Origin of the sequence: Nonomuraea sp. 10N515B (assembly GCF_052245915.1) — a bacterium.
Lineage (GTDB): Bacteria > Actinomycetota > Actinomycetes > Streptosporangiales > Streptosporangiaceae > Nonomuraea.
The window spans coordinates 176,011-195,921 of the sequence record NZ_JBQQBQ010000014.1; the positions used below are offsets into that span (position 1 = coordinate 176,011).

The window sequence follows — 19,911 nt, forward strand, 5'->3', positions numbered from 1 at the left end:
CATGAAGGCCGTCATCCGCGACACATATGGCCCGGCCGACGTCCTCCGGCTCGGGGACGTGGAGAAGCCGGCGCCCGGCGATGACGAGGTGGTGTTACGCGTCCACGCGGCCGGCGTCGACATGGGCGTCTGGCACCTCGTGGAGGGCGTGCCGTACCTCATGCGCCCAGCGATCGGCCTCCGCAAGCCCAGGGCTCCCCTGATCGGCACCGACGTCGCGGGGGAGATCGAGGCGGTCGGCGCCGCCGTCACCAGGTTCAAGCCCGGCGATCGGGTGTTCGGCACGTGCGACGGCGCCTTCGCCGAGTTCGCCCGCACGGCGCAGGACAGGCTTGCGCCGATTCCGGAGAACCTGACGTTCGAGCAGGCCGCGGCGCTGCCGACGTCCGGAATGACCGCGCTGATGGCGCTGCGCGACGCCGGGAAGGTGCGGCCGGGGCAGCAGGTCCTGGTCATCGGGGCAGGCGGGGGCGTGGGGACGTTCGCGGTGCAACTGGCCAAGGCCTTCGGTGCGGAGGTCACCGGCGTGTGCAGCACGTCCAAGGTGGAGCTCGTCCGGTCGATCGGCGCGGACCACGTCGTGGACTACACGGTGGAGGACTTCGCGGACGGTGAGCGCCGCTATGACCTCATCGTCGACACGGCGGGCAACCGTTCGCTGTCCCACTTGCGACGGGCGCTGACCCCGCGCGGCACGTTCGTCATCGTCGGCGGGGAGGAGGGCGGCCGGTGGCTGGCCGGGATGGACCGGCAGCTCCGTACGGTCCTGCTCGGCCCGTTCACCCACCGGCGGCCGCTGGTCGTCTTCGCCTTCCCCAAGCCGGAGCTGCTCGAGACGCTGGCCGAGCTGGCGGAGCAGGGCAAGATCGCGCCGGTGGTGGACAAAACGTTCCCGCTGAGCGAGGCGCCTGAGGCCGTCCGCGAGCTCGCGAAGGGCCACGCGCGCGGCAAGATGGTCATCACCGTGTGACAGTGCTCTGGAGTCTGAATAGCGCGATGCCCCGGTCCGACCAGGAATGGACCGGGGCCCCGTAACGCGTGCTCGACGTCGCCGAGCGCCCCCTTACGGGGGTTGTTCAGCCCGGCCGCGAGGGAGGATGCGGCCGGGCTGCTTGTGGGTGGTCATGAGGCGAGGAGCTTGCCGAAGACCGAGCGGTGACGACGCTCGGACCGCGGGCCCTTCATGGCCTCCTGGACGCGCCGGTGCTCGGCGGCCGCCCGGCGAAGTTCGGAGACGCGGTGCTGCATGATCGTGTATTCGAGTTCGGGGTTCATCCGAGTGCTCCTGTGTTGTGTGCGTTGCCTTTCGTCTGCACTCTTAAAGCTCCTCCTAAGGCCCTCACCGGCACATCGGGCGTATGCCCTATCTCCGGACGTAAGGGCGCTAGGGAGGTACTTAGACGCGCGCACAGTGGCCTAAGGCGGCCGTGAGAGCGACCTAGGGATGGGCCCCGTCCTAGGGCTCGTCGGTGAACTTGACGGTGACCTTTGTGAAGCCGAGCGACTTGAGCAGGCCCGAGAGCATCGCCTTGGTGTTGGTGTCGGCCCTCGTCCGCAGGTCGCTCGCCACCGCGGCCTCAGAGATCTTCTTCTCGGCGAGCAGGTAAAGTTCGCGCTGGTCTCCGGGGGAGCCGGACAGGAAGTCCTGGACGCGGTCGAACAGGCCGCGTTGCTGCGCGAACACGTACGAGCGGCTGTTGTCCAGGTTGGGCTTCTCCAGCTGGGCACGCGGGAGCCGTACGGTCGCCTCGGTGCGGTCCGGCGAGACCGTCACCGCGTTCGTCGCCATCGCGGAGAAGTCCACGTACGCGTCGACGCCGCCTGCCCCGACGAACAACGTCCGGGTGCCCTTGATCGCGTCGGGCAGGAAGTTCGCGTCCTTCTCCAGGTCCACGACCACCTGGAAGTTCCCCGTCGCGGCCTCGAACCGGCTCAGATCTTTGATCGACTGCAGCAGCACCGGCTGGCTGCGGTCGATGGTCTGCTCGCCCATCGGGTTGAGCCAGGTCCAGGCCAGGCGGCCGGCCACCACGAGCAGAACCGCCAGGACCAGGAATCCGGCCACATATCGCCACCTGCGGCGCCGCCCGGGAATGACCTCGGGCGACGTCGTACGGGAAGTCGTCATGTCCGCATGACTACCCGCTGGCCGATCATCAGTGCCAGCCGTTTGGTGACATCTCCGATTCCGCCACCACGGCGGGTCCCCATCCGGCCCCGGACATGCCGGGCGCCCACCCGGCCTCGAACGCCGTCCGCGACCAGTTGGCCTGCGACCCGCCGGCCTGCCACGCGGCGGCGTGTGACGCGCCGGTGTGTGACGCGCCGGTGTGTGACGCGCCGGTGTGTGACGCGGCGGTGTGTGACGCGGCGGTGTGCGATGCGGCGGTGTGCGATGCGGCGGTGTGCGATGCGGCGGTGTGCGATGCGGCGGTGTGCGACGCGCCGGTCTGCGCGCTGCCGGCCTGCCACCCGCGGCCTTGCGACCCGCCGGCCGCTCCGCTCAGCACCAGGCCACCAGGTCCGCCACCCTGGGACCCACCGGCCGGCCCGCTCAGCGCCCGACCGCCACCATCAGGCCTGCCGTGCGGGCCGCCCGCCTGTCCGGTCTGCGGGCCGCTCTGCCCGGTCTGCGGGCCGCCGCTCTGTCCCGTGTGCGAGCTGCCGCTCTGTCCGGCGTGCGGGCCACCGGCCGGCCCGGTGTGCGGGCTGCCGCCTTGCCCGCGTGACGTGCCGCCGTGCCCGTCGTGTGGCCCGACGCCGTGTGACGGGCTCGATGCCCACCCAGCGGTCGGCGCGCCCGGTGTCGCCCATCCGGCCGCCACGGGCGTGACGCCGAGCGACGTGGACGGACCGGACGGTCGCGCCGTGCCGCCGTTCGCGGTGACGTGCCCAGGCGCCGGCCCACCGTTCGTGTACGGCTGCCCGGGCGCCCATGGGGAGGAGGAATGGGGCGGCGCCCACCTCACCGCGGTGCCGGGGCCGGGCACCGTGCGCTCCACCACCGTGCCCTCGGGGTCCGGATACACCGGATACACGTGGGTGGACTCCGGCACTGGCTGCATCGACGATGGCGACGCGACCTGGGGCCGCGCTGGCCCGCCGCCGAAGTGCGTGCTCGACAGCCCGCAGTTCTGGAAGTCGCTGTAGAACATCCGCAGCCACTCCCGCCGCTGGTGCTCGCTCAGCCACGAGAACCACGACGCCGCGTACTGGTGCTCCGGCAGCGGCCCTCCGGGCAGCGGTTCCCCGCGCAACCAGGCCATCACGATCTCCCGGTAGCCGTTCGCCACCGTCCCCGGGCACTTGGCGGCCAGCGACTCGATGTACTCGTACGCCGCCTCCTCGGCGAACCCCGTGGAAAGATCGGGCACGTGGATCGGCGCGAGCCCGCTGGACGGCTTCAGCGCGTCGTCCAGCGGCCGCTGCTCCACCCGCGTGAACGCCGCCGGCGTTCCGGCCAGCCGCGAGGCGATCTGCGTGAACGCCGCCCCCAGCTCCGTCAGCCCCGCCCGCATCCCCGGATGCACGCACACCGTGATCGGCCACTCCTGGCAGCTGTACGCGATGTCCTCCGCCGCGGCCGGCTTGGTCTGCGTCAGCACGCGCGACACGCCCATCCCCGCCGCGAGCACCGCCAGCAGCGCGCACGCCAGCACCAGCGCCTGCCTGGTCACCAGCGCCGCCCACCCGAGCAGCAGCGCCGCCGTGATGCCCAGCAGCCAGATCGTCTGGTCGAAGAACGGCGCCCCGCTCAGTCCCTGGAACAGGTCGTACGGCTCCCCGGTGCCGGGCGCCAGCTTGTCCGCCCAGCCCCGGTCGTCGGCCAGCCACGAGAACGCGCCGTAGCAGCCCAGCCCGGCCAGCGGCGGCGTGAACGTCCTGGGCAGTACCCAGCCGGCCACCCACCCGATCACCGAGTACAAGGCCAGCCCCGCCATGCCCATGCCCAGCCCCGACAGGCTCAGCCGTCCCGCCTGGTCGGTCAGCACCGTCTTGATCGCCAGCACCAGCACGGTCGCCCCGAACGACCCCAGCACCACCACCACGATCGCCAGCGGCGCCTTCAGCGCCCGCCACGTCGTGAGGGAGCGGCCGCGCAACGCCCGGCGCTTGCGCAATGCCACCCACGCGGCGAACGCCGCGGCCACGGGCCCGGTCAACCGGAGCGAGCCGATCACCGCGGCCACGATGTTCTCCCACGCGTCCACGCCTGGAATGAGGACGTTCCACGCCGCGACCAAGCCGACAGCCAGGAGCACGGCAACCGTCACGGCCGCGCTCTGCTTCAGCTCCTCTCGTGAAACGCCCGCGTGCTCACGCACCCGTTGTCCCGTTGCACTTCATCAAGCAACCCCCCGTGCCCCTCGGCAAGGCGGAAACGATCAGTCCGGCCGGTCCCCACAGGCTGATGAACTTGGTTTCCGCGTCACCATACGTACGAGCACCATAACTGAGCGTGATGATTGACGTCCGGATTCTTGGTCAACGGGGGAGGCCTGTCGCTCCAGGTAGCCGGACGAAACCGGGACGACCGGCGCGCTACCGTAGCGTTGTGTCACAGCCGAAGCCGCTCAACCTGCCGTTCGACCCCATCGACCGCGCTGCGGAGAGCTGGCGCGCGCACTTCGGGCCCTCCGCCGCCATGGCGGCCGTGACGTCGATCATGAGAGCGCATCAGATCCTGCTGTCGCAACTTGACTCGCTGCTGAAGCCTTATGACCTGACGTTCGCCCGATACGAGGCGCTGGTCCTGTTGACGTTCAGCAGGACAGGCGCGCTCCCGCTGTCGAAGATCGGCGAACGGCTCATGGTCCACCCCACCAGCGTGACGAACACCGTGGACAGGCTGGAGAAATCCGGATTCGTCTGCCGCCTGCCCAACCCTCGGGACGGACGCGGCGTGCTGGCCGAGATCACCGCCGCGGGCAGGGACGTCGTACGACGGGCCACCCGTGACCTGATGGCCGCCGAATTCGGCCTTGGCATGTACGCCGAGAACGAACTCCACCAAATGTTCGACCAGTTGCGTACGCTCAGGGTCGCGGCGGGTGACTTCGCAGGCCCATCCATGCGGCAAGATGAAGAGCATGGCGGACTTCTCTAGGCCCGGGTCGCTCTACGGAGCGATAGATCTGGGCGCGCGCAAGCAGGCACTGGAGGCGCAGGCCCGGCGGGAGGCGACAGGTCCCCAGACGGGCGCGGCGGCCTCAATCGTCGACGTGACCGAGGAGACGTTCACGACCGACGTCATCGACCGGTCCATGAGGCTGCCGGTCGTCCTCGACCTCTGGTCTCCCAGGGCGCCCGGCAGCGCCCAGCTGAGCCCGGTGCTGGAGAAGGTCGTCGGCGACCTGGCCGGCCGGGCCGTGCTGGCCAGGGTCAACGTGGACGCCAGCCCGCAGATCGCCCAGGCGCTGCGCGTGCAGGCCGTGCCGACCGTGCTGGCCATCTTCCAGGGGCAGGCCGTGACCGGCTTCCAGCAGGTGCTGCCCGAGCAGGAGGTGCGTCGCTGGCTCGATGAGCTGATGGGCGCGGTCGAGCAGTTCTACGAGGCCAACCCCGGCGCCCGGCCGCCCGCGGCCGAAGAGCAGGAGGCGCCGGAGGGCCCGCCCTCCGACCCCGACCTGGCCGCTGCCGAGCAGGCGATCGAGAGCGGCGACCTGGACGCGGCGGAGGCGGCCTACCAGCGGCTGCTGGCCCGCGCGCCCGGCGACGAGGACGCCAAGATGGGCCTGGCCGGCGTCAGCCTGATCAAGCGCACGGAGGCCGCCGACCCCGCCGACGTCCAGCGGCGCCTGCAGGACCCCGCCGACCTCGACGCGCAGCTGCTCGCCGCCGACTTCGAGATGTTGTCAGGCTCGGTGGACGAGGCGTTCGAGCGCGTCATCGCCGTGGTCAAGCGCACGTCGGGCGACGAGCGGGACAAGGCGAGGCGTCATTTGCTCGGCCTGTTCGACGCGTTGCCCGCCGACGACCCATCTTTGGCGAAAGCACGTAGAGCTTTGGCGAGCGCTCTGTTCTAACCTGGGGATATGAGGGTCGTCACTATATCGGCGACATACGGCACGGCCGGGAGCCAGATCGGCCCGGCCGTGGCCGAGCGTCTCGGCGTGCCTTTCGTCGACCGGGCCATTCCCAGTGCCGTCGCCCAGGAGCTCGGCTGCACGCTGGAGGAGGCGCTCGCGCACGACGACCGGGCCGAGCATGGCCTCGGCAGGCTCCTGTCCGGGGCGATGCGGCTGCCGACGGTCACCTTCGGCGGCGTGGACATGTATGTTCCGGGCGTGATGCCGCTCGCGCCCGAGGAGTTCGTGCGCCGTACCGAGCGCATGATGAGGGAGACCGCCCGCACGCAGGGCGGCGTCTTCCTGGGCCGGGCCGGCGCCGTGGTCCTCGCCGAGCACCCCGGTGCGCTGCACGTCAGGCTTGACGCCCCGGTCAAACGCAGGATCCGGCAGACGGCCACGCTGGGCGAGGTCAGCGAGCGCGAGGCGCGCCGGATCATCGAGGACAACGACCGGGCCAGAATGGCCTATTGGCGCCACTTCTACCGCACGGATCCAGCGGACGCGTGTCAATATCATCTGGTCGTGGACAGCACCACGATCCCCGTTCCGACCTGCGTCGACCTGATCGTCACCGCTGCCGAGGCATTGGATTGACCTAACTCCCCCTAACATGGGAGGACTTCTTGGTCAGTCCCGAAGGAGCGATTGACGTGGCGACCGTCCCGAGTGTGTCCTATTCCATCACCGTGCGGCTCGAGGTGCCCGCAGGCGGCAAGGCCGTCAGCCAGCTCACCCATGCCGTAGAGACCGCCGGGGGCGTGGTGACCGCCCTCGACGTCACCACCGCCGGCCACGAGAAGCTCCGCATCGACGTGACCTGCGCCGCCAGGGACACCGACCACGCCCAGGCCATCGTCGACCAGCTCGAGGCCGTCGAGGGCGTGGTCATTCACAAGGTGTCCGACCGCACGTTCCTCATGCACCTCGGCGGCAAGATCGAGATGGTGTCGAAGGTGCCGCTGCGTAACCGCGACGAGCTGTCGATGGCCTACACGCCGGGCGTGGCACGCGTGTCGATGGCGATCGCGCGCAACAAGGAGGACGCGCGGCGTCTGACCATCAAGCGCAACACCGTGGCCGTCGTCACGGACGGCTCGGCCGTGCTGGGACTGGGCAACATCGGGCCCGAGGCGGCGCTGCCGGTCATGGAGGGCAAAGCGGCGCTGTTCAAGCGGTTCGCGGGCATCGACGCCTGGCCGATCTGCCTGGACACGCAGGACGTGGACGAGATCGTCAGGACCGTCCAGGTGATCGCGCCCGGGTTCGGCGGCATCAACCTGGAGGACATCGGCGCGCCGCGCTGCTTCGAGGTGGAGCGGCGGCTGCGCGAGCTGCTCGACATCCCCGTCTTCCACGACGACCAGCACGGGACCGCGATCTGCGTGCTGGCGGCGCTGACCAACGCGCTGCGCGTCGTCAACAAGAGCCTCGAGGGCGTCAAGATCACCATGGCCGGCGCGGGCGCGGCCGGAAACGCCGTGCTGCGGCTGCTGCTGGCGGCGGGGGCGCGCAACGTGATCGTGTGCGACTACCTGGGCGCCGTGCACAAGGGGCGCGACGACCTCGACGAGTCGCTGCGCTGGATCGCCGAGCACACCAACGCCGAGGGATACGCCGGGGACCTGCGGGGGGCGGTCAAGGGGGCCGACGTGTTCGTCGGGGTGTCCGCGCCGGGGATCCTCACCGGGGACGACATCGCGACGATGGCCGACGACGCGGTGGTGTTCGCGCTGGCCAACCCGGAGCCCGAGGTGTCGCCCGACGACGCGCGCGAGCACGCGGCCGTGGTGGCGACCGGGCGGTCCGACTACCCCAACCAGATCAACAACGTGCTGGCCTTCCCCGGTGTGTTCCGTGGGCTGCTGGACGCGCAGGCCGGTGGGGTGACACAGGAGATGCTGCTGGCGGCGGCCGGCGCGCTGGCCGCGGTCGTCACGCCGGAGGAGCTGGGGCCCAACTACATCGTCCCCAGCGTGTTCCACCCGGATGTCGCGGGCGCGGTCGCGGCGGCCGTCCGTGAATCCGCCGGCGGCCGCGTCCGCGGCTTCACCGAGGCATAACCACCATTTTCTCTTACGCGGTGCCGTGGTCTGCCACCCGCCGTACGTCGGCTGGTGGCCCTCCAGGAAACGGCCTCTGACCCTTCACAAGTCGCCCGCCGCTACGCGAGCCCAATAGTTGACCAGGGTCCGTGGTTCACAACGTGGGCCTGCACGCCTCTGCCTGCGCGGGGGGCAGGCGTGGGGTGTGCTCGGGTGTGGGTGGTTGTCAGGAGGGCGCGTCGGCTCGGTGGGCGATGGCGGGCATGAGACGGTAGCTTTCCTGGAAGACCAGGTTATGGGCGTCGCCGGCGGCGATCACTCGGAGCGTGTCGATCTGCGCCTGGGCGTCCGCGGTGTCGAAGATATTCATCGGCCAGTCACCGACGGTGTTGCCCCGTAGATGCGGGTGGTGGAATCCGGCGCCGTAGTGGGCGACGACCGCGATGGGCTGGACGTGGCAGGCGCGCTGTTCGGGCCACGTCAGCGACCACATGGCGTTGAGCCCGCCCTCCTTCGACCTGGTGACCCCGCTGGCCACCACCTCGCCCGTGCCGAGCAGCAGGTCGGCGTTGAGCTCCTCCAGCGCCGTCTTCGCCACCGGGTCGAGCAGTTCGATCGCCGTGACGAACAGGCTCTCTTTGTCCTCCCGCGAGATGGCCTGGCCGTGGCTGCCGTCGCGCAGGTCGCGGAAGTGGCGGATCAGGGCTTCGTTCATGGGAGTACGCATGCCTACCCCCTTCCCCGCGTATGGGGCAGGAGTCGTGCTCTCGCTGTTCCAGGCGGGTGCGCACGGGCCGCTCTCATCGGCCGGGACCGGCCGCGAACAATTTGACGGTCCGTAGCGTCACACAAGCAGTGGGTGACAACCATGGCGTCACCCGAGGGAAGGGGAGCGGATGAGTGGCAGTTGGGGTCAACGCCGGTTCGAGGATTTCCTTAAGGAGTGGGCGCAAGACGATGCGGACCGGCACCGCCGCGAGAGACGTGAGAGGAGCAGCGGGAAGGCGGCGAGTAACCATGGGCCGAAGGCCGCCTTCATCGTGATGGTGCTGATCCTCGGCGGGCTGCTGGTGACCGCGTCCCTCGGTCAGTCCCCAGCGGAGCTGTGGGACTGGGCGTGGACCACGGCCGAGCGACTCATCGATGCCTGGCTGGACGGCTAGCGACGCACCCCCGGGTCTCACAGCCCGCCCCCGTGCAGGTCCCCCGATCGCGCCGACCAGCCCCGGCGCGGACATGCATCGCGTTCTCCGGCAGCAGGGGTGCGGGTCTAGGGCTTCAGTGCCTGTCCGAGCAGCTGCGCAATCTTGGTGCGTACCTCGGGTGTGTCGAGGCCGCGTACGGTGAGCGTTGTGCGGCGGCGTACGACGTCGTCCACCGTGGCCGCCCACTCGTGGTCGCGCGCGAAGACCGCTTGGGCCCAGATGTCAGGCCCGTCCGGGTGGATGCGCTCGCCCAGCGCGGGTGTCTCGCGGATGAGCCTGACCAGGTCGAACGCGATCGACCCGTAGTGCGAGGCCAGGTGTCTGGCCACCAGCGGATCCATGCGGCCCCCCCGCTCCCGGTCCGTCCACAGCCGCATCGCGACCGCGTCCGGGCTGGCCAGCCCGGGCAGCGGCACGGCGGGCAGGATGTCGGCCAGGTCGTCGCCCAGCGGCCGCCCCGGCAGGTGGGTGAGCGTGTCGAGCACGTGCCTGCCGATGTGCCGGTAGGTCGTCCACTTGCCGCCCGCGACCGAGAGCATGCCGCCCTTGCCCCTGCTCAGCACGGTCTCCCGCTTGGCCGACGCCACCTGGCCAGGGCCGCCGGGGAGCACGCGCAGCCCCGCGAAGGCGTAGGTGATGTCCTCGCGCTTGAGCTGCTCCTCGCGTACGGAATGCCCGGCCTCGTCGAGGATCTGCGCGATGTCGGCCTCGGTGGGCCGCACCTCGGCGGGGTCGCCCTCGTAGGCCTCGTCGGTCGTGCCGAGCAGCAGATGGTCCTCCCACGGGATGGCGAACGACACCCGGTATTTGTCGATCGGCGTGGTCAGCGCGGCCTTCCACGGCTCGTGGCGGCGCAGGACCAGATGCGCGCCCTTGGAGAGCCGGATGCTCGGGGCCGCATCCGGGTCCTCCATCCGCCGCAGGTGGTCCACCCACGGCCCGGTGGCGTTCAGAACGAGCCGTGCGGACACCCCGAACTCGGTGCCGTCGAGCCGGTCGCGCAACTCGGCGCCGGTCACGGTGCCGCCGGTCTTACGCAGATCCACGACCTCCGCGTGGTTGAGCACGATCGCGCCGGCGTCCACCGCGGCCCGCACGGTCATGACCGCGACCCGGCTGTCGTTCATCTGGTGGTCGCCGTAGACGGCGGCGGCCCGCAGGCCCTCGGTGCGCAGCGCGGGCACCTTGGAGACCGCCTGCTGCGGCGTGATCACCTTGCCCATGCCGTCGCCGAACACCGACAGCGCCGAGTAGAGGAACACCCCCGCGCCCAGCTTGGCGGCCCCGTGCGGCCCGCCCTTGTAGATGGGCACCAGGAACGTCAGCGGCTTGACCAGGTGGGGCGCGATGTCGGCGGCCAGGGCACGCCGCTCGCGGTGGTTTTCCGCGACCAGCCGGACGTTGCCGGTCTGCAGGTAACGCAGGCCGCCGTGGACGAGTTTGGAGGAGGCGCTGGAGGTGGCGCCGGCGAAGTCGCCCGCGTCCACCATCGCCACCCGGAGCCCGGCCTGGGCCGCCATCCAGGTCACCGACGTGCCCAGGATGCCGCCCCCGATCACGAGCAGGTCGAAGGTGGCGCTGGACAGTTCCTCGCGGATCCGCGCGCGCTCGGTCCCCATCGCGATCATCATCGCCATACTCCTACTGCTCCACCCAGTCGAGGGTGCGGGCCACGGCCTTTTTCCAGTTGCGGTATTCCCGATCGCGGCCGGCCTCGTCGATCGCCGGTCGCCACTCGGCGGCCTTGTGCCAGTTGGCGCGCAGGCTGTCGATGTCCGGCCAGTAGCCGGTCGCGAGGCCCGCCGCGTAGGCGGCGCCCAGCGCCGTGGTCTCGGACACCATGGGCCGGATCACCGGCACCGCCAGCACATCCGCGAGCGTCTGCATGAGCAGGTTGTTGGCGGTCATGCCGCCGTCGGCACGCAGCGACGTCAGGTCCAGACCCGAGTCGCCGTTCATCGCGTCCACGACCTCGCGGGTCTGCCACGCGGTGGCCTCCAGCACGGCCCGCGCGAGGTGCCCCTTGGTGACGAACCCCGTCAGCCCCGCGATCACGCCGCGCGCGTCCGAGCGCCAGTGCGGCGCGAACAACCCCGAGAACGCCGGCACGAAATAGCAGCCACCGTTGTCGTCCACCGTCTTGGCCAGTGTCTCGATCTCGGCGGCGCTGGAGATCAGGCCGAGGTTGTCACGCAGCCACTGCACGAGGGAGCCGGTGACCGCGATCGCGCCCTCCAATGCGTAGGTGGCCGGGGTGTCGCCGATCTGGTAGCCGACCGTGGTCAGCAGGCCGTGTTTGGAGACGACCGGCTCGTGGCCGGTGTTCATCAGCAGGAAGCTGCCGGAGCCATAGGTGCTCTTGGTCTCGCCCGGCGCGAAGCAGGTCTGCCCGAACAACGCCGCCTGCTGGTCGCCGAGCGCCGAGGCCACCGGGAAGCCGCCCGGCGTGCGGCCGTAGACCTCGGCGGACGGGCGGATCTCCGGCAACATCGCGCGTGGCACCCCCAGCGCGGCCAGGAGCTCGTCGTCCCAGGCCAGCGTGTGGATGTTCATCAGCATCGTACGGCTGGCGTTGGTGACGTCGGTGAGGTGGCGGCCGGTGAGGTTCCACAGCAGCCAGCTGTCCATCGTGCCGAACAGCACCTCGCCGCGCTCGGCCCGCTCCCGCAGCCCCGGGTGTTCGTCGAGCAGCCAGCGGATCTTCGGACCGGAGAAGTAGGTCGCCAGCGGCAGCCCGGCCTTCTCCTTGAACAGCTGCTCGTGCGCGGCCAGCGCATGGGTCAGCGGCGCCGTGCGCGTGTCCTGCCAGACGATGGCCGGGCACACCGGCTGCCCCGTCGCCCGGTCCCACAACACGGTGGTCTCGCGCTGGTTGGTGATGCCGAGCGCGGCGATCTGGCCGTCCAGACCGCCGACGGCCTCCTCCAGCACTCCTTGCACGGCCTGCCAGATCTCGGCCGCATCGTGCTCGACCCAGCCGGGCTTGGGGAAGATCTGGCGGTGCTCGCGCTGGGCGACGGAGATGATGTTGCCGGCCTGGTCGAAGACGATGCAGCGGCTGGACGTGGTGCCCTGGTCGATGGCGGCTACGTAATGCGGTCGAGGCACTGGCGGTTCCTCGCAAGTTCGGGTTCGACAATGTCGAACGACAGGAGAAATATTATTCGGTCGCCCGAGGGCGTTCAACTGTTTTGCTCAGCGGGTGAGATCGCGGGTGATCGCGCGGGCCGCGTCGCGGACGTATGAGACGTAGTCCATGTGCAAGCCCCCCTCCGGCGCCAGCCGCTCGACCGCTCCGCGGATGCCGATGGCGCCCACCACGATGCCGCGCGAGTCCTTGATGGGCGCGGCGATGGCCACCTCGCCCTCGGTCAGCTCCTCCATCTCGGCCGCCCAGCCGCGCGTCCTGGTCAGCTCCAGCTCCGTCTCCAGGAGGCCGGGGTCGACGATGGTCTTCTTGGTATGCGGCTGCAGCGGCGGTGCGAAGGCCTCGCCGTACGGGTCGTAGGCGAGCAGGACCTTGCCCAGCGCGCTGGCGTGGGTCGGCAGATATGTGCCCACCTGCAGAGTCTGCATGCTGTCGTCGGGCCGGAACACGTGATGAATCACCAGGACGTGGCCCTCGTGCAGGGTGCCGATCCAGGCGCTCTCCCTGCTCCGCCCGGCCAGCGCGTCGGCCCAGTTGATGGCTCGGGTGCGCAGCTCGTTGACGTCGAGGTAGCTGCTGCCCAGATGCAGCAGCGTGGCCCCGAGCCGGTATTTCCCCGTGGCCTGGTCCTGCTCGACGAAGCCGACACGGACCAGCGTGCGCAGGATGCCGTGCAGCGTGCCCTTCGGCAGGCCCAGCGCCCTGGCCAGCTCGGCCACCCCGAGCTGGCGGGGACCGGAGGCGAGCAGCCGCAGGATCGCGGCGGCCCGTTCGACCGACTGAATCGTCTCTCCCACAACCGGCAGACTAGCGCAGTGCGGTTCGGTATTGCCGAACGAGTCATTCGCCCCTATTTTTCCGGCCGCTCGGCCCTAGAATTGCGCCGGCGGCAAACGCTTCCTTCGAGCCACAGCGCGCAGACAGCCCCGCGAACGACGCGGCCGGCGGCGAAAGCTCAGGAACAGCCCACGCCGCCCACGCATTGCAACTAACGGGATAGCCGTCCCGTTAGTTGGGCATGCCGTAGTCCAACGAGGAGACTTGATGGAACAACTTTCCCGCTCGGCGGGAACCGTGCGGCCAGGCGGCCGCACGGCGCGCGTGCGCGCTGCCGTGCTCGAGGCCACTCAGGACGAGCTGGTCGAGCACGGCTTCCACGGCCTCACCATGGATCAGGTGGCGGCCAGGGCGGGCGTCGGCAAGACGACGGTCTACCGGCGCTGGGGGAGCCCGGCGGGCCTGGTCACCGACCTCATGATCGAGCTGGCCGACCAGTCCACGCCGCACGCCGACACCGGCTCGGTCGAGACCGACCTGCGGGCCAACGCCCTCGCCGTGTGCGAGGCGGTCAACGACGGGCGGCTCGGGGCCACGTTCCAGGCGATGATCGCCGCTGCCACCAGCAACCCCCAGGCGGCCGGCGCCTTGCGGGCCTTCTATCTGCGCCGCATCGAAGAATGGGCCGGCGCCGTGGAGTTGGCGGTCCGGCGGGGCGAGCTCCCCAGGGGGACCGACGCCATGGAGGTGATCCGGGCGGTCTCGGCCCCGCTCTACTACCGCCTGGTCGTCACGCGGGAGCCGGTGACCCCGGAGGTCGCCGAACGGTCGGTCCAGCGGACGCTGGCCGCCGCCCGGGCCGGGGCATTCATCGCATAGGGGCCGGACGAAACATCGACGGCCGCCGCCCCAACCTCAAGTGGCCAATTGACCGCGTACGGTAACATGAGCGCACTGGGGCAGCGCGAACCCCCTTCGACCCTTCATGATGGATGTATGGCGGAAGCGATCTACGTCGGCGGTTTGTTGGTGGCGACCCCGCTTCTCGACGACCCCAACTTTCGGCGTAGCGTCGTGCTGGTCCTCGAACACGACCATGACGGCGGCACTCTGGGTGTGGTGCTCAACAGACCGAGCGACATCTCGGTGACCCAGGTCCTCCCCGTGTGGGACCCGCTGGTCACCGGGCCGCCGGTGCTCTTCGAGGGCGGGCCCGTGCAGACCGACAGCGCGCTGGCGCTGGCGGCGGTCCCGAGCGGGGAAGAGCCGCTCGGCTGGCGCAGGCTGCACGCGGGCACCCCGGCCGTCTCCCGGCTCGGCACGGTGGATCTGGACGCTCCGCCCGAGATCCTGCAGGGCGAGATCGCGCAGATGCGCATCTTCGCCGGCTACGCGGGCTGGTCCTCGGGTCAGCTGGAGAGCGAGATCGCCGAGGGTGCTTGGTACGTCGTCGACTCCGAGGCCGGCGACACCTTCCACGCCGATCCCAGCTCGCTCTGGCGGCACGTGCTGCGCAGGCAGCCCGGCGAGCTGGCCTTCGTGGCCACGTGCCCGGACGACCCCACGATGAACTAGCCGGGCCGCTGAAGGTCCCAGCCCGGCTGGAGCGAGCGCTCGGCCAGCTCGATCGTCTCGCCCATGCGGCCGGTGACCTCCGACAGCGTCCCTTCGCGGCGCGGGCACTCGAACCCCACGCGCAAGGTGGACATGGCGAACGCCACGATCAGGTGGGACAGCTGGTCGGTGTCGGGATCGGCGCCCCGGCGCGCCGCCACCAGCTCCGCCAGACGCCGCTCGGTCTGTGCGCCCCTGGCCACCGACTGGCCGATCAGGCGCGGATTCTCGTCCAGGATCCGGCGCAGTTTCAGGAACCTCGCGGACTCGTCCGGCGTTGAGCCCTGCATGTCGCTCAGCACCGCGCGCAGCGCGTGCATGAGGGCGTTGAACGGGGGCTCGTCCTGAGGGCGGGACTCCAGGGTCTCCAGCATGATCTCCTCACCGTGGTCGTGGAACCACAGCACCAGGTGATCTTTGCTGGTGAAGTAACGGAAGAAGGTGCGGGGGGAGACGTCGACGACCCCCGCGATCTGCTCCACCGTGGTCGACTCGTATCCTTGTTCGAGGAATAGGTCGAGCGCGGCGTCCAAGATCGCCAGGCGTGTCTTCTCCTTCTTGCGTTCCCGAAGACTCACAGCAGTCACTCCCTCGATACCATTCTGTCACAGTGTGCCATAAGTCATCGGCCGCCGATTAAAAGTCATTTGTCATTTGTCATCGACTGACATAGATTGCCCGAGGCTTACGAGATCTATGCCCTGATGTGGGCGTACGTGTACTGAGGGGGACTTCATGGCGAACGCGAAGGCGGTCGAGGCACCGCCATCGCCTGGCTCTGTGAAGACAGGAGCAGGGGGCAACCCGTGGCTGGTGCTGCTGGCCGTCAGCCTGGGTGTCATCATGGTGATGCTCGACGGCACGGTCGTGGGCATCGCCAACCCGTCCATCCAGGCCGACCTCAAGGCCTCGCTGTCCGACCTGCAGTGGGTCACCAGCGGTTATCTGCTGGCCCTGGCGGTCTTCCTGATCACTGCGGGCAAGCTGGGCGACCTGTTCGGACACAAGCGGGTCTTCCTCATCGGCGTGGGGGGCTTCGCGCTCTCCTCGGTGGGCATCGGCTTCAGCGCCGAACTGGCCGACGTCATTCCCGGCGTCACGCCCGTCGGCGCGTTGATCGGCCTGCGGGTGTTGCAAGGCCTGTTCGGCGCGCTGCTCCAGCCCGCCGCACTGGCGTTGCTGCGCACCGCGTTCCCCGGTGAGAAGCTGAACCAGGCGATGGGGGCCTGGGGCGCGATCATCGGCCTGTCCAGCGCCGCCGGGCCCATTGTGGGCGGCGTGCTGGTCGAGCAGGCGAGCTGGCAGACCGTCTTCTTCATCAACGCGCCCGTCGGCGTCGTCGCCCTGATCATGGGCATTCTCCTGATCAAGGACAACCGGGCTCAGACGCTGGCCAGGATCGACTGGCTGGGCGTGCTGCTGCTGTCCGGCGCGATGTTCTCCCTGGTCTGGACGATCATCAAGGCCCCCGAGTGGGGCTGGGGCGACAGCACGACCCTGACCTTCGTGGCCGTGTTCGCGGTGCTCATCGGGGCGTTCATCTTCTGGCAGAGCAAGGCCCGCCAGCCGCTGGTGCCGCTGTCGCTGTTCAGGAACGCCTCGATCTCCATCGGCACCGTGCTGATGATGATGGTCGCCTTCGCCATGTTCGGCGCGATGTTCTTCCTGGGTTTCTTCTTCCAGGGCGTGCACCGCCTGTCCCCGCTGGAGGCCGGCCTGCGCATGTTGCCGATGAGCGCCGGCATGATCTTCGCCTCGCCGCTGGCGGGCATGGCGCTCGGCAGGTTCGGGCCGAGGCTCACGATGGCGGCCGGTCTGCTGATCACCGCCTCCTCGATGTTCCTCATGTCCAGGCTCAGCATCGACGCGTCGTTCATCGAGAGCGGCATCCCGTTCCTGCTGCTGGCCTTCGGCATGTCGCCGGTGTTCGTGGGCGCCACGGAGATCATCGTCGGCAACGCTCCCGTGGAGCTGACCGGCGTGGCCGGCGGGGTGCAGCAGTCGGCCATGCAGGTCGGCGGCTCGCTCGGCACCGCGGTCCTGGGCGCCGTGATGGCCGCCCAGATCTCCGCCACGCTGCCCGGCCACCTCGGCCCTGCGGCCCAGGCGATCCCGGCCGCACAGCTGGCAGGGCTGGAGAAGGCGGCCGCGTTCGGGTCGGCGCCGCCCGGGCTGGGGCAGCCCATCGTGGACGCCGTGCACAACTCGTTCATGGACGGCATGTCCGTGGCCTTCCTCGTCAGCACCGGCATCGCGGTGCTCACCGCCGCCCTGACCCTCTTCGTGAAGGCGGGCCGCAAGTCCGAGGGCCAGCCGGTCCACATGGGTTGATCACCGCGTACGGCCTCCGTCGCGCGGCGGGGGCCGTACTGCCATGTGGGGGGCGGTTGCGGCGGGGCATAAACTCGGTGAGGTGAGCACGAAGATCCTCCCAGAGCAGAAAACCACGCCGCAGACGTCGCACGGCGACGGTGATCACGAGCGGTTCGCGCACTACGCGGACAAGCACAAGATCACTGAGAGCATGGTGACGGGCACGCCCATCCGCGCCCTGTGCGGCAAGGTCTGGGTCCCCAGTCGTGATCCCAAGAAATATCCGGTATGCCCGGAGTGCAAGGAGATCTACGAAGGTCTGCCTGTGGGCGGCGGCGACCAGGGCGACAACAAACAGTGAGTGTTGCTGAGCGGTAATCCTCCCAGGTAGAGCTACGGTCTGTAGCCAGACCAGCTCATACCGTCATGGGGGTACCGCATGGCCCGGCGCGCGACCGCCGTCTCGTTGGCATGCCTGCTCACGGTGGGCATCGCGCCACCTCTTCAGCTCGGTGCCGCCCGGGCCGACGTCTGCGCCGGATCTCCTCACCCGAGCACGCCCGGGCCGCGCTCGCCCCATCCGGGAGACGTGGCCAAGGTCCTGGCCGAGCTCGGCCGGCGGCTGGCCGGGGTTACACCGCCCACGACGATCACCGTGCCCACCCGCGTGCACATCCTCACCCGCGGCGTACGCAAGGTCTCCGACCGGGCGATCAGGAGCCAGATCGCGGTGCTCAACTCCGCGTACGGCGGTGCCTTCGGCGGCGTGGACACCGGCGTGCGCTTCCGGCTCGACGGCATCTCCGTCAAGGCGAACCCCACCTGGTTCGCCGATCCCGTGGGCCACGAGCAGGCGATGAAGAACGCGCTGCACCAGGGCTCGGCAGGCACGCTCAACCTCTACATCGCCCAGCTCAGTGAGCAGATGCTGGGCTTCGCCAGCTACCCCTACTGGTACGCCGACGCGCCCCGGCTCGACGGCGTCGTGATCGACTGGCGTGGCCTGCCCGGCGGGACGATGACCAACTACAACCGGGGCTTCACCGGCGTCCACGAGATCGGGCACTGGCTCGGCCTGTTCCACACCTTCGAGAACGGCTGCCGGGAGCCCGGCGACGGCATCGACGACACCCCGGCGGAGGCCAAGCCGACCGAAGAATGCCCGGCAAACAAGGACACCTGCGCGCAGGCCGGGCTGGATCCCATGCGGAACTTCATGGACTACGCCCACGACCGGTGCATGGCGGAGTTCACGCGGGGGCAGGCGAACAGGATGCATCAGATGTGGGCGGCCTACCGTCACACCTCAGATCTTTAGATTGTGCGACAAATTACGATGTTGGGGTGACAGGACCGAAAGCACTCGACGCTCCCCACCAACCTCCCCGGATCCTCGGCCCGGCCTACCGCACCGCCACCCTCGGCATCCTGCTCGTCGTCACGCTCGTGGCCTTCGAGGGCATGTCGGTCGGGGTGGTCATGCCGGACGTGGCCCATGAGCTGGACGCGTTGGACCTTTACGGCCTGAGCTTCTCCGCCTTCCTGATCTCCAGCTTGTTCGCGAACGTGGTGGCCGGGCTCTGGGCGGACCGTCGCGGTTACCCGATGCCGTTCGTGGCGGGGTTGATGCTGTTCGTGGCCGGTATGGGGCTGGCGGGGGCCGCGCAGTCGGCGATGATGTTCCTGGCGGCGCGGGCCGTCCAGGGGCTGGGCGCGGGGGCCTCGATCGTGGCGCTGTTCGTGATGATCGCGCGGGTCTATCCGGCCGAGATGCGGCCCAAGGCGTTCGCCGCGGTCTCGGCCGCCTGGGTCGTGCCCTCCATGGTCGGCCCGGCCGTCGCGGGATCCGTGGCGGGGCAATGGGGCTGGCGGTACGTCTTCTACGGGATCATCCCGCTGATCGTGCCCGCGCTGCTCATGCTCGTTCCCGCGTTGCGCAGACCGGCCTCTTCCGACGACGCGCCTGGGGACGGTCCGCGTTCGCGGCCGCTGGCGATGACGCTGGCCGCGGCCGCGACGGCCGGCGGGGCGGCGGCGTTGCTGCACGGGGTGGACCGGCTCCACCTCGCTCCGGTGTCGGGCGCCCTCGAGACGCTGGCCGGGCTGGGGCTGCTGATCTACGGTCTCTACCGGCTGCTGCCGCCCGGCGCGCTGCGGTTCGCCCGAGGGCTGCCCATGACGGTGCTGATGCGCGGGTTCTTCTCCGCCGCCTTCTTCGGGGTGAACTCCTTCATCCCGCTGGCGCTGCAGGAAGTGAGAGGGTTCGACGCGAGGGAGGCGGGGATCGCGCTGACCACGGGGGCGCTCGGCTGGTCGGCGGGTTCCTACCTGCAGAGCCGGCGGGACGTGGAACCGTACCGGAGGATCAGGCTCGGGGCGATGGGCGTGACCGGAGGCATCCTGTTGTCCGTGCTGTCCGTCCTGCCGGGGATGACCGGGTGGGTCGCGGTGCCCGCGTGGATCGTGGCCGGGTTCGGGATGGGGCTCGGCATGGCCACGATCAGCGTCACGACGCTCAAGCAGTCGCCGGAGAACGAGCAGGGGGCGAACTCGGCGGCGCTGTCGGTGACGGACATGCTGGGCTCCGCGCTGGCGATCGGGGTCGGCGGGGCGCTGGTCAACCTCATCGGGCACACCTCCGCCGAGATCGCCACGGGGTTCGTCGTCATCTGCCTCTTCATGGCGGTCATCGGGCTGGCCGCCACGCTGCTTGCCGGGCGCATCCGCTGAATTCCGCATCT

20 protein-coding genes are annotated in these 19,911 nt (G+C 69.9%); 12 read left to right on the top strand and 8 right to left on the bottom strand.

What is annotated here, in order from left to right:
- The first annotated feature begins 1 nt into the window (after position 1).
- Positions 2–970 carry an NAD(P)-dependent alcohol dehydrogenase gene (locus ACTWQA_RS23325; protein ID WP_443161248.1) on the top strand — a complete coding sequence of 323 codons (969 nt, stop codon included), beginning with the start codon at positions 2–4 and terminating at the stop codon, positions 968–970.
- 152 nt (positions 971–1,122) lie between these two features.
- Here the strand turns inward: ACTWQA_RS23325 and ACTWQA_RS23330 are convergent, their stop codons facing one another.
- From ACTWQA_RS23330 to ACTWQA_RS23340, 3 genes are all read right to left on the bottom strand, one after another.
- Positions 1,123–1,275: a hypothetical protein gene (locus tag ACTWQA_RS23330; protein WP_443161249.1), complete on the bottom strand. Its 153-nt coding sequence runs from the start codon at positions 1,273–1,275 to the stop codon at positions 1,123–1,125.
- A 181-nt stretch (positions 1,276–1,456) separates the two neighbouring features.
- The gene (locus ACTWQA_RS23335; protein ID WP_305918353.1) at positions 1,457–2,128 is read right to left on the bottom strand and encodes a DUF4230 domain-containing protein; all 672 of its coding nucleotides are present in this window, start codon (positions 2,126–2,128) and stop codon (positions 1,457–1,459) included.
- Between the two features lie 28 nt (positions 2,129–2,156).
- Positions 2,157–4,325: a hypothetical protein gene (locus ACTWQA_RS23340; protein WP_443161250.1), complete on the bottom strand. Its 2,169-nt coding sequence runs from the start codon at positions 4,323–4,325 to the stop codon at positions 2,157–2,159.
- Positions 4,326–4,555: 230 nt separating this feature from the next.
- Here ACTWQA_RS23340 and ACTWQA_RS23345 point away from each other — a divergent pair, with 230 nt between their 5' ends.
- The 4 genes from ACTWQA_RS23345 to ACTWQA_RS23360 are packed head-to-tail and all read left to right on the top strand — an operon-like array spanning position 4,556 to position 8,131.
- Positions 4,556–5,107 carry a MarR family winged helix-turn-helix transcriptional regulator gene (locus ACTWQA_RS23345; protein ID WP_305918351.1) on the top strand — a complete coding sequence of 184 codons (552 nt, stop codon included), beginning with the start codon at positions 4,556–4,558 and terminating at the stop codon, positions 5,105–5,107.
- Positions 5,091–6,026 carry a tetratricopeptide repeat protein gene (locus tag ACTWQA_RS23350; protein WP_443161251.1) on the top strand — a complete coding sequence of 312 codons (936 nt, stop codon included), beginning with the start codon at positions 5,091–5,093 and terminating at the stop codon, positions 6,024–6,026. The genes ACTWQA_RS23345 and ACTWQA_RS23350 overlap by 17 nt, the downstream gene beginning before the upstream one ends.
- Positions 6,027–6,035: 9 nt before the next feature.
- Positions 6,036–6,665 (top strand): cytidylate kinase-like family protein, encoded by a 630-nt coding sequence (locus tag ACTWQA_RS23355; RefSeq protein WP_327584903.1) that lies wholly within the window; start codon positions 6,036–6,038, stop codon positions 6,663–6,665.
- A gap of 56 nt (positions 6,666–6,721) precedes the next feature.
- Positions 6,722–8,131, top strand: a complete 1,410-nt coding sequence (locus tag ACTWQA_RS23360) for an NAD-dependent malic enzyme (RefSeq protein WP_305918348.1) — start codon at positions 6,722–6,724, stop codon at positions 8,129–8,131.
- A 208-nt stretch (positions 8,132–8,339) separates the two neighbouring features.
- Here the strand turns inward: ACTWQA_RS23360 and ACTWQA_RS23365 are convergent, their stop codons facing one another.
- Positions 8,340–8,840 carry a hypothetical protein gene (locus tag ACTWQA_RS23365; RefSeq protein WP_443161252.1) on the bottom strand — a complete coding sequence of 167 codons (501 nt, stop codon included), beginning with the start codon at positions 8,838–8,840 and terminating at the stop codon, positions 8,340–8,342.
- Positions 8,841–9,009: 169 nt separating this feature from the next.
- Between ACTWQA_RS23365 and ACTWQA_RS23370 the strand changes: the two genes are divergently transcribed.
- Complete coding sequence (locus ACTWQA_RS23370; protein WP_443161253.1) at positions 9,010–9,276, top strand: hypothetical protein; 267 nt, start codon at positions 9,010–9,012, stop codon at positions 9,274–9,276.
- 107 nt (positions 9,277–9,383) lie between these two features.
- On the opposite strand, the gene ACTWQA_RS23375 is transcribed toward ACTWQA_RS23370, so the two are convergent.
- The 3 genes from ACTWQA_RS23375 to ACTWQA_RS23385 all read right to left on the bottom strand — a co-directional run bounded on the left by ACTWQA_RS23375 (position 9,384) and on the right by ACTWQA_RS23385 (position 13,263).
- Positions 9,384–10,949, bottom strand: a complete 1,566-nt coding sequence (locus tag ACTWQA_RS23375; protein ID WP_443161254.1) for an FAD-dependent oxidoreductase — start codon at positions 10,947–10,949, stop codon at positions 9,384–9,386.
- Positions 10,950–10,959: 10 nt separating this feature from the next.
- Positions 10,960–12,426 (bottom strand): glycerol kinase GlpK, encoded by a 1,467-nt coding sequence (gene glpK, locus ACTWQA_RS23380; RefSeq protein WP_443161255.1) that lies wholly within the window; start codon positions 12,424–12,426, stop codon positions 10,960–10,962.
- A gap of 87 nt (positions 12,427–12,513) precedes the next feature.
- Positions 12,514–13,263, bottom strand: a complete 750-nt coding sequence (locus ACTWQA_RS23385; protein ID WP_443161256.1) for an IclR family transcriptional regulator — start codon at positions 13,261–13,263, stop codon at positions 12,514–12,516.
- A gap of 247 nt (positions 13,264–13,510) precedes the next feature.
- On the opposite strand from ACTWQA_RS23385, the gene ACTWQA_RS23390 reads away from it, so the two are divergent.
- Positions 13,511–14,122, top strand: a complete 612-nt coding sequence (locus ACTWQA_RS23390; RefSeq protein ID WP_327584894.1) for a TetR/AcrR family transcriptional regulator — start codon at positions 13,511–13,513, stop codon at positions 14,120–14,122.
- Between the two features lie 117 nt (positions 14,123–14,239).
- Positions 14,240–14,818, top strand: coding sequence for a YqgE/AlgH family protein (locus ACTWQA_RS23395; protein WP_443161257.1), 579 nt, complete (start codon positions 14,240–14,242; stop codon positions 14,816–14,818).
- Here ACTWQA_RS23395 and ACTWQA_RS23400 read toward each other — a convergent pair.
- Positions 14,815–15,435 carry a TetR/AcrR family transcriptional regulator gene (locus ACTWQA_RS23400; protein WP_443161258.1) on the bottom strand — a complete coding sequence of 207 codons (621 nt, stop codon included), beginning with the start codon at positions 15,433–15,435 and terminating at the stop codon, positions 14,815–14,817. The two genes, ACTWQA_RS23395 and ACTWQA_RS23400, sit on opposite strands and share 4 nt — an antisense overlap.
- 202 nt (positions 15,436–15,637) lie before the next feature.
- On the opposite strand from ACTWQA_RS23400, the gene ACTWQA_RS23405 reads away from it, so the two are divergent.
- From ACTWQA_RS23405 to ACTWQA_RS23420, 4 genes are all read left to right on the top strand, one after another.
- On the top strand, positions 15,638–17,188 hold the full coding sequence (locus tag ACTWQA_RS23405) for an MFS transporter (protein WP_443161259.1): 1,551 nt from the start codon (positions 15,638–15,640) through the stop codon (positions 17,186–17,188).
- A gap of 82 nt (positions 17,189–17,270) precedes the next feature.
- Positions 17,271–17,531 carry a DUF3039 domain-containing protein gene (locus tag ACTWQA_RS23410; RefSeq protein WP_327584890.1) on the top strand — a complete coding sequence of 87 codons (261 nt, stop codon included), beginning with the start codon at positions 17,271–17,273 and terminating at the stop codon, positions 17,529–17,531.
- 78 nt (positions 17,532–17,609) lie between these two features.
- Positions 17,610–18,488: a zinc metalloprotease gene (locus ACTWQA_RS23415; protein WP_443161260.1), complete on the top strand. Its 879-nt coding sequence runs from the start codon at positions 17,610–17,612 to the stop codon at positions 18,486–18,488.
- A 26-nt stretch (positions 18,489–18,514) separates the two neighbouring features.
- On the top strand, positions 18,515–19,900 hold the full coding sequence (locus tag ACTWQA_RS23420; protein ID WP_443161261.1) for an MFS transporter: 1,386 nt from the start codon (positions 18,515–18,517) through the stop codon (positions 19,898–19,900).
- Positions 19,901–19,911: the final 11 nt, after the last annotated feature.